General features: G+C 64.9%; 14 protein-coding genes and 1 pseudogene. 1 reads left to right on the forward strand and 14 read right to left on the reverse strand.

The genetic code is table 11. The features are described 5' to 3' along the window. Positions 1–72 precede the first annotated feature (72 nt). Positions 73–390, forward strand: a pseudogene (locus Tther_RS12085) (GNAT family N-acetyltransferase); the annotation flags it as partial. Between the two features lie 42 nt (positions 391–432). Here Tther_RS12085 and Tther_RS12090 read toward each other — a convergent pair. The 14 genes from Tther_RS12090 to Tther_RS12155 form a co-directional block, all read right to left on the reverse strand. Then, the gene (locus tag Tther_RS12090; RefSeq protein ID WP_143904224.1) at positions 433–945 is read right to left on the reverse strand and encodes a peroxiredoxin; all 513 of its coding nucleotides are present in this window, start codon (positions 943–945) and stop codon (positions 433–435) included. 121 nt (positions 946–1,066) lie between these two features. Beyond that, the gene (gene rpsQ / locus Tther_RS12095) at positions 1,067–1,330 is read right to left on the reverse strand and encodes a 30S ribosomal protein S17 (RefSeq protein ID WP_143904226.1); all 264 of its coding nucleotides are present in this window, start codon (positions 1,328–1,330) and stop codon (positions 1,067–1,069) included. Between the two features lie 10 nt (positions 1,331–1,340). Beyond that, positions 1,341–1,538: a 50S ribosomal protein L29 gene (rpmC, locus tag Tther_RS12100; protein ID WP_143904228.1), complete on the reverse strand. Its 198-nt coding sequence runs from the start codon at positions 1,536–1,538 to the stop codon at positions 1,341–1,343. Between the two features lie 14 nt (positions 1,539–1,552). Continuing rightward, positions 1,553–1,969, reverse strand: coding sequence for a 50S ribosomal protein L16 (gene rplP, locus Tther_RS12105; protein WP_143904230.1), 417 nt, complete (start codon positions 1,967–1,969; stop codon positions 1,553–1,555). Between the two features lie 2 nt (positions 1,970–1,971). Then, positions 1,972–2,835 carry a 30S ribosomal protein S3 gene (rpsC, locus tag Tther_RS12110; protein WP_143904232.1) on the reverse strand — a complete coding sequence of 288 codons (864 nt, stop codon included), beginning with the start codon at positions 2,833–2,835 and terminating at the stop codon, positions 1,972–1,974. A gap of 16 nt (positions 2,836–2,851) precedes the next feature. Next, positions 2,852–3,184: a 50S ribosomal protein L22 gene (gene rplV / locus Tther_RS12115; protein ID WP_185974540.1), complete on the reverse strand. Its 333-nt coding sequence runs from the start codon at positions 3,182–3,184 to the stop codon at positions 2,852–2,854. A 6-nt stretch (positions 3,185–3,190) separates the two neighbouring features. Continuing rightward, on the reverse strand, positions 3,191–3,466 hold the full coding sequence (gene rpsS, locus Tther_RS12120; RefSeq protein ID WP_068606870.1) for a 30S ribosomal protein S19: 276 nt from the start codon (positions 3,464–3,466) through the stop codon (positions 3,191–3,193). A gap of 11 nt (positions 3,467–3,477) precedes the next feature. Then, positions 3,478–4,302 (reverse strand): 50S ribosomal protein L2, encoded by an 825-nt coding sequence (rplB, locus tag Tther_RS12125; RefSeq protein ID WP_143904234.1) that lies wholly within the window; start codon positions 4,300–4,302, stop codon positions 3,478–3,480. A gap of 2 nt (positions 4,303–4,304) precedes the next feature. Further along, positions 4,305–4,619 carry a 50S ribosomal protein L23 gene (rplW, locus tag Tther_RS12130; protein ID WP_143904236.1) on the reverse strand — a complete coding sequence of 105 codons (315 nt, stop codon included), beginning with the start codon at positions 4,617–4,619 and terminating at the stop codon, positions 4,305–4,307. Then, positions 4,616–5,236: a 50S ribosomal protein L4 gene (gene rplD / locus Tther_RS12135; RefSeq protein ID WP_143904238.1), complete on the reverse strand. Its 621-nt coding sequence runs from the start codon at positions 5,234–5,236 to the stop codon at positions 4,616–4,618. The genes rplW and rplD overlap by 4 nt, the downstream gene beginning before the upstream one ends. Positions 5,237–5,247: 11 nt before the next feature. Beyond that, positions 5,248–5,907 carry a 50S ribosomal protein L3 gene (gene rplC, locus Tther_RS12140; protein ID WP_143904240.1) on the reverse strand — a complete coding sequence of 220 codons (660 nt, stop codon included), beginning with the start codon at positions 5,905–5,907 and terminating at the stop codon, positions 5,248–5,250. A gap of 219 nt (positions 5,908–6,126) precedes the next feature. Then, complete coding sequence (locus tag Tther_RS12145; protein WP_143904242.1) at positions 6,127–7,680, reverse strand: ATP-binding protein; 1,554 nt, start codon at positions 7,678–7,680, stop codon at positions 6,127–6,129. 130 nt (positions 7,681–7,810) lie between these two features. Further along, positions 7,811–8,122 (reverse strand): 30S ribosomal protein S10, encoded by a 312-nt coding sequence (rpsJ, locus tag Tther_RS12150; RefSeq protein WP_058615886.1) that lies wholly within the window; start codon positions 8,120–8,122, stop codon positions 7,811–7,813. Positions 8,123–8,133: 11 nt separating this feature from the next. After that, on the reverse strand, positions 8,134–8,492 hold a 359-nt coding region (locus Tther_RS12155), incomplete at its 5' end, for an EF-Tu C-terminal domain-related protein (protein WP_484421950.1).

Consider the following 8,492-nt stretch of genomic DNA (forward strand, 5'->3'; position numbering starts at 1 on the left):
GTTTCCGCAATGCTCGCCGAACTCGACGACGAGTGGCTGACCGGCAAGGTCTATCTCAACTTCAACCTGTAACCCGGTTGTCATGACCACCCAACCGGAAATTTACAGAAAAGAGGTTGCACAATCCTGTTCGACAGCGACCACGGCAACGCCTGCGAGATGAAACGCCTGTTCGTGCGCCGCGCGTTTCGGGGCTTCGGCCTGGGCCGGCAACTGGTGGAGCGCGTGCTGCTGCTGGCGCAGCAGGCGGGCTACGACTGCGTGCTGTTGGACACGCTCAGCGACATGGAAGCCGCACGCGCCCTGTACCAGGATGTCGGCTTCGTGGAAATCCCGCCCTACTACCACAACCCGCTGCCCGGGGCGCACTACCTCAAGCTGCGGTTTTGAGCGCGGGCGGGGATGCGCCGGGCCGCGCCTGGCGCACCGGCATCAGGCAAGCTGGCGCGCCTGGGACAGCAGGGTGTCGGCGTCGCTGACCTCGAAAGCGCCCGGCGCTTCGACATTGAGCGTGCGCACCACGCCGTCCTTGACCAGCATCGAGTAGCGGTTGCTGCGCAACCCCAGCCCGCGCGCCGTGAGGTCCAGCGTCAGGCCCGTGGCGCGCGCAAAGTCGGCGCTGCCGTCGGCCAGCATGCGGATCTTGCCGTTGGCGCCCTGGTCGCGGCCCCAGGCGTGCATGACGAACGCGTCGTTGACGCTGACGCACCACACCTCGTCCACGCCCGCGGCGCGCAGCTCGTCCAGGCGCTTGAGGTAGCCGGGCACGTGCTGCGCCGAGCAGGTGGGCGTGTACGCCCCCGGCACGGCAAACAGTGCGATGGTCTTGCCGGCCGCGGCGTCGCGCACACGCACCGGGTTGGGGCCGATGCTGCAGCCTTCGCCCGCGGTCTCGCAGTACTCCATCAGGGTCACATCGGGCAGGGTATCGCCAACTTGGATCATCATCAGTCTCCTAAAGTCAAAACGGGACGACCGCTATTGTCGGTCGTCCCGTTTGACCCGGTGGCGCCACCGGTCATTGGCAGGGGCTGGCGGCATCCATCGCCGCACCCGTGGCCGGGGCTTACACCACCGATGCCTTTTGCACGAGGCGGGTCGCCACCCAGTTCTTGGTCTTGGACAGCGGCCGGCTCTCGGTGATTTCGACGATGTCGCCCACCTTGTACTCGCCCTTTTCGTCGTGGGCGTGGTACTTGCTGGACTTGATCACGATCTTGTCGTAGAGCTCATGCTTGACACGGCGCTCGACCAACACGGTGATGGTCTTGGCGCGCTTGTCACTGACGACCTTGCCAATCAGCGTGCGCTTGAGTTTGCCTTGCGTCATGGTGTACTCCTCACTGGCCGGTGGCCTGCTTCTCGGCCAGAATGGTCTTGGCGCGAGCGATGGCCCGGCGGGTCTGACGCAGCGCAGCCGTGTTGCCCAGCTGTTGCGTGGCCTTTTGCATGCGCAGGTTGAAATGGGCCTTCTGCAGCGATTTGATTTCGGCCTGCAGCGCGGCGACGTCCTTTTGGCGCAGTTCAGCGGATTTCATGGGATGGTCCTTCCTCACTGGCCCAGCATGCGCGTCACGAACGTGGTGCGCAGCGGCAGCTTGGCCGCCGCGAGCTGGAACGCCTCACGCGCCAACTGTTCGGGCACGCCGACGATCTCGTAGAGCACTTTGCCGGGCTGAATCTCGGCCACGTAGAACTCGACACCGCCCTTGCCGTTGCCCATGCGGACCTCGGCCGGTTTCTTGGTGATGGGCTTGTCCGGGAACACGCGGATCCAAATGCGGCCGCCGCGCTTGACGTGGCGGCTGATGGCGCGACGCGCCGCCTCGATCTGGCGAGCGGTCAGACGGCCGCGGTCCGTGGCCTTGAGGCCATAGTCGCCAAACACGACGGTGGTGCCACTGGTGGCGACCCCGGTGTTGCGGCCTTTGTGCTCCTTGCGGAACTTGCGACGAGCAGGTTGCAACATGATTATTCTCCTTTGCCGTCCGCTGCTGCAGATGCGGGTGCGTCGGAACGAACGCGCTTAACGGCGGGTTGAGCGGTGGCCTCGGCCGGCTTGTCCGAGCCATCGGCCGGCGCGGCATGGCTGCCGCCACGGCGGGGCGCGCCACGGCCGGCGCGCGCGCCATCACGGCGCGGGCCACGGCTGCGGCGTTCCTCGTCGGCGGGACGCGGCGTGCTGTCCAGCGACGGCACATCGTTGCGACCCAGGTTGTCACCCTTGTAGACCCACACCTTAACACCGATGGTGCCGTAGGTGGTCTTGGCAACCGAGGTGCCGTAGTCGATGTCGGCGCGCAGCGTGTGCAGCGGCACACGGCCTTCGCGGTACCACTCGGTGCGCGCGATTTCGATGCCGTTGAGGCGCCCCGACGACATGATCTTGACACCCTGGGCGCCCAGGCGCATCGCGTTTTGCATGGCGCGCTTCATCGCGCGGCGAAACATGATGCGCTTTTCGAGCTGCTGGGTGATGCTGTCGGCGATCAGCTGCGCGTCGACTTCGGGCTTGCGGATTTCCTCGATGTTGACGGCCACCGGCACGCCCAGCATCGCGGCCAGGTCCTTCTTCAGACGCTCGATGTCCTCGCCCTTCTTGCCGATCACCACGCCCGGACGCGCCGAGTAGATGGTGATGCGCGCGTTCTTGGCCGGACGCTCGATGACGATGCGCGAGACCGCCGCGTTTTTAAGCTTGCTGCGCAGGTACTCACGCACCTTGATGTCGTCGGCCAGCATGCCGGCGAACTCGCGGTTGCTGGCGTACCAACGGCTGGCCCAGTTGCGGCTGACCGACAGGCGGAAGCCGGTAGGATGGATTTTCTGCCCCATGGTCTTCCTTTCCTCGTCAGTTGCCGACGGTCACGTAAATGTGGCAGGTGGGCTTGCTGATGCGGTTACCCCGACCTTTGGCCCGTGCCGTGAAACGCTTGAGCGTGGTGCCCTGCTCGACGTGGATGGTCTTGACCTTGAGCTCGTCGATGTCGGCACCGTCGTTGTGCTCGGCGTTGGCGATGGCGGACAGCAGCGCCTTTTTGATGATGCCGGCAGCCTTTTTGGGCGTGAAGGTCAGGATCTGCAGCGCCTGGTCCACCTTCTTGCCGCGAATCAGATCGGCCACCAGCCGGCCCTTGTCGGCCGACAGGCGCACGCCGCGAACGATACAGCGGGTTTCCATGATCAATCCTTACTTCTTGGCTTTCTTGTCGCCGGGGTGGCCCTTGAACGAGCGCGTCAGCGAGAACTCGCCCAGCTTGTGGCCCACCATCTGTTCGGTCACGTACACGGGCACGTGCTGCTTGCCGTTGTGCACGGCAATGGTCAGACCGATGAACTCGGGCAGAATCGTCGAGCGCCGCGACCAGGTCTTGATGGGCTTTTTGTCCTTGGCGGCCTGAGCCTTCTCGACCTTGGCCATCAGGTGATGGTCAACGAAGGGACCTTTTTTCAGAGAACGAGACATGGCTCAACCCTTTACTTCTTGCGGCGCGACACGATCATGTTCTGCGTGCGGCGGTTGCTGCGGGTGCGGTAACCCTTGGTCAGGTTGCCCCACGGATCGACCGGCGGCTTACCGGTACCGGTGCGGCCCTCACCACCACCGTGCGGGTGATCGATCGGGTTCATGGCCACGCCACGCACCGTCGGACGGATGCCCATGTGGCGCTTGACACCGGCCTTGCCGAGCTGGCGCAGGCTGTGCTCGGTGTTGGAGACTTCGCCGATCGTGGCGCGGCAGTCGACGTGCACCTTGCGCACCTCGCCCGAGCGCAGGCGCACCTGGGCGTAGACACCCTCGCGCGCCAGCAGCACGGCCGACGCCCCCGCCGAGCGCGCCAATTGCGCCCCCTTGCCGGGCTTGAGCTCGATGCAGTGAATGGTCGAACCCACCGGGATGTTGCGAATCGGCAGCGTGTTGCCGACGCGAATCGGCGACTCCGCACCGCTGATGACGGTCTGGCCCACTTCGATGCCGCGCGGCGCGATGATGTAGCGGCGCTCGCCATCGGCGTAGCACAGCAGCGCGATGTGCGCGGTGCGGTTGGGGTCGTACTCCAGGCGCTCGACCTTGGCCGGGATGCCGTCCTTGTTGCGGCGGAAATCCACGATGCGGTAGTGGTGCTTGGCACCGCCACCCTTGTGGCGCACGGTGATGTGCCCGTTGTTGTTGCGACCGGCGGTCTTGGCCAGCGGCTCCAGCAGCGGGGCGTACCCGGGGCCTTTGTACAGGTTTTCGCGCGAGACCTTCACCATGCCACGACGGCCCGGCGAGGTCGGCTTCATCTTGATGACTGCCATGATCAGACACCCTCTCCGCCGAACTGGATCTCCTGACCTTCGGCCAGGGTCACGTAGGCCTTGCGCACATGGTCGCGGCGACCGATGGTCTTGCCGAAGCGCTTGACCTTGCCCTTTTGGTTCAGCACGTTGACGTCCTGCACCTTCACGTTGAACAGCAGCTCCACCGCCGCCTTGATCTCCGGCTTGCTGGCGTCACGCAGCACCTTGAACAGGACGGTGTTGGTCTTTTCGCCCACGCGGGTGGCCTTCTCCGAGATGATCGGCGCCACCAGCACCTGCATCAGGCGACCTTCGTCGAACTTCGGCTGGCTCATGCGAACATCTCCTTGATCTTGTCCAGCGCACCCTTGGTGACGAGCACCTTCTTGTAGTGCACCAGCGACACGGGGTCGGCGTAGCGCGGCTCGACCACCAGCACGTTGGGCAGGTTGCGCGACGCCAGGTACAGGTTTTCGTCGACCTCGTCGGCGATCACCAGCACCGAGTTCAGGTTCATCGCCTTGAGCTTGCTGGCCAGCAGCTTGGTCTTGGGCGCTTCGACCTTGATCGAATCGACCACCGACAGCCGCCCTTCACGCACCAGCTGCGAGAAGATGGAGGCCATGCCGGCACGGTACATCTTCTTGTTGAGCTTTTGGCTGAAGTTTTCGTTGGGGCTGCTCGGGAAGATCTTGCCGCCCCCGCGCCACAGCGGCGAGGAGGTCATACCGGCGCGCGCATTGCCGGTGCCCTTTTGACGGAACGGCTTTTTGGTCGAGTGCTTGACGGCACCACGATTCTTTTGGGCGCGCGTGCCTTGGCGGGCGTTGGCCTGGTAGGCCACGACCAGCTGGTGCACCAGCGCTTCGTTGAATTCGCGACCAAACACGGTCTCGGGCACTTCCACGGTGGAGGCAGCCTGACCCTGGTCGTTGAGGAGTTCGAGTTGCATCCGTTCGCTCCTTACTTGGCGGCCTTGACAGCCGGACGGACGGTCACGAAGCCGCCCTTGGCACCCGGAACGGCCCCTTTGATCAGGAGCAATTGACGCTCGGCGTCCACGCGCACCACATCCAGGTTTTGGGTGGTCACCGTTTCAGCACCCATGTGACCGGTCATGCGCTTGCCCGGGAAGACGCGCCCCGGATCCTGGGCCATCGAGATCGAGCCCGGCACGTTGTGCGAACGGCTGTTGCCGTGCGACGCACGCTGCGAGCCAAAGTTGTGGCGCTTGATGGTGCCCGCGAACCCCTTACCGATGCTGGTGCCCTGCACATCGACCTTTTGGCCCGGCTGGAACAGCTCGGCCACCGGAATGACGGCGCCCGGCGCGTACTTGGCCGCGACTTCGGCGCTGACGCGGAACTCCTGAAGGATTTCACCGGCTTCGACACCGGCCTTGGCAAAGTGACCGGCCATCGGCTTGGTCACGCGGCTGGCACGCCGCTTGCCGTACGCCACCTGCAGGGCATCGTAGCCATCGGTGGCCTGGGTTTTGACTTGCGCCACACGGTTGTTGGACACATCGACCACCGTGACGGGCACCGCGTCCCCGTCCTCGGTGAACAGACGCATCATGCCCACCTTGCGGCCCAACAACCCAAGAGAGTTGCTCAGACTCATCGTTTTCTCCGTTCCCGACTGCAATTGGCCGGGTCTGATGGCCCAACATCTGGCGCACGGCCAAACGACTGGGCAGGTTACGGGTCTTCCTCGCCCAATAAAGGCGAAGCTCTCCATTGTAGCGACGACACGGGCTTGCGTCAAGCGCCTGTATTCGTCCAGTACCGTTGGCGCTCGTGGGCATGCGCCGCCGTTGGCGTGCGCGGCGGCGGCGCCCGGCTACAGCGTCGCCTGCAGCGCCGCCAGCCCCACCACGTTGCGCTGGGTCTTGCTGAACTCGATGCCCACCAGGTGCACCGGCACGCCGCTGGAGCGGTATTTGTCGGCATACCCCCTGGCCTGCAGTTGGGCCAACGCTTTGCCTTCGGGTGCATCCCCCACCACCTTGAACTCGAACAGGTAGATGCGCTCGGGCAGCCGCACGGTCAGGTCGATGCAGCCGTGGTGGGTGACGTCTTCGGCGATGAGCTCCAGCCCCAGCGCGGCGAGGTGGCTGTAGAAGACGCTGGCCCAGTAGCCCTCGTACTGGGCGATGGGGTTGGCCCGGTACCAGTCGTGCGGGATGCTCGCGTAGAGGCTTTCCAGGTGCCGGCGCAGGGCGGCCATATCGGCGCTGGCCAGGGCCGCGTAGGCGCTGCGGGTGACACGCTCGGCCACCGAGGGGTCGCCCAGCAGGCCCTTGAGCAGCGCGTCGTTGAGGCTGTAGGCCACTTCCAGATTGGGACAGGCCAGCTCGTATTCGAGCCGCGCGCCCATGCGCCGCTGGCCGCGAAAGGTCAGGTAGCCGGTCTGCCACAGCAGCGCCTCGGGCACCATGGTGTCGACGTCAAAGGCCGACAGCAGCGCCTCAGAGGCCAGGGTGCACGACAGCTGCGGGGTGAAGAAGCGCCGCTGGGTGAGCACATCGACCAGGAAGGTTGGCGTGCCCGTCTCGAACCAGTAGGGGCGAAATTCGCGCTTTTGCAGCAACAGCAAAAGGTCGAAGGGGTTGTAGACCGACTCGCCCAGCCAGTTGTAGCCGTTGTACCAGTGGCGGATCTGCTCCCGGTCCAGCCCGTCGAGCTCCGGGGCAAAGACGGTGTCGAGATCGTCTTCCGTGTAGCCGCAGATGGCCGAGTACTCAGCCCCCACGGTGATGTCGTTGAGGTTGTTGAGGCCCGAGAAGATCGAGACCTTGCTGAATTTGGACACGCCGGTGAGGAAGGCAAAGCGGATGTGCGCGTCTTGCCCTTTGATGACCGAGTAGAGGTTGCGCAGGCCCTCGCGCATGGCGCGGGCGACATCGGGTTCGGTCAGGTTGTCCAGGATGGGTTTGTCGTATTCGTCGACCAGCACCACCACGCGCCGGCCCGCGTGTTCGGCGGCGCGCTCGATCAGCCGCTTGAAGCGCAGGTGGGTGTCCAGCGGCGGGGGTTCGATGGTCACGCCCAGCCGCTCGGCGTTGTCGCTGAGCAGCACGTGAATGTGCTCGTCCAGCGCTGCCGCCGACTGCAGCCGCCCTTCGGCAAAGCTCAGGCGAATGACCGGGTGGCGCACGCCCCAGTCCCAGCGCGGGTGCGCGTACAGGCCGCGAAAGAGCGCTTCGTTGCCGGCAAAGAGCTCGGCCAGCGTGTCCAGAAAGAGGCTTTTGCCAAAGCGGCGCGGGCGCGCGAGGAAGTAGTGCTTCCCCTCGTTGACCAAGCGCAGGGCAAACGCGGTTTTATCGACGTAGTAATAGTTCTCCTCGCGGATTTCGCGAAAGGTCTGGATGCCGATGGGGAGCTTGCGCCGCATGGGGGCGATTATGGCGCGGGCCATCGGCGCCGGCCATGATGCGCCCCCCCGGGGGTGCCCCATGAAAAACAGCCCTGCCGGCCCATGTGGGCGCGGGCAGGGCTGTGTCAGCACAGCAGGGCCGTGGCGCTTACTGCAGCTTGATTTCCACGTCGACGCCGGCGGGCAGGTCCAGCTTCATGAGCGCGTCCACCGTCTTGTCGGTCGGATCGACGATGTCCATCAGACGCTGGTGGGTGCGGATCTCGAATTGGTCGCGGCTGGTCTTGTTGACGTGCGGCGAGCGCAGGATGTCAAAGCGCTTCATGCGCGTGGGCAGCGGCACAGGCCCCTTGACGATGGCGCCGGTGCGCTTGGCGGTGTCGACGATCTCGGCCGCAGAGGCGTCGATGAGCTTGTAGTCGAACGCCTTGAGGCGGATGCGGATCTTTTGCTTGTTCATGGTCGAGCGCCTCACTCGATGATCTTGGAGACCACGCCGGCGCCGACGGTGCGGCCACCTTCGCGGATCGCAAAGCGCAGACCTTCTTCCATCGCGATGGGGGCAATCAGCTTGACCGTGATGGTCACGTTGTCGCCCGGCATCACCATCTCCTTGTCCTTGGGCAGCTCGATGGCACCGGTGACGTCGGTGGTGCGGAAGTAAAACTGCGGCCGGTAGTTGTTGAAGAACGGGGTGTGGCGGCCGCCTTCTTCCTTGCTCAGCACGTAGACCTCACCGGTGAAGTGGGTGTGCGGCGTGATCGAGCCGGGCTTGGCCAGCACTTGGCCGCGCTCGACTTCTTCGCGCTTGGTGCCGCGCAGCAAGATGC

The organism is Tepidimonas thermarum, from assembly GCF_007556705.1.
Taxonomy (GTDB): Bacteria; Pseudomonadota; Gammaproteobacteria; order Burkholderiales; family Burkholderiaceae_C; genus Tepidimonas; species Tepidimonas thermarum.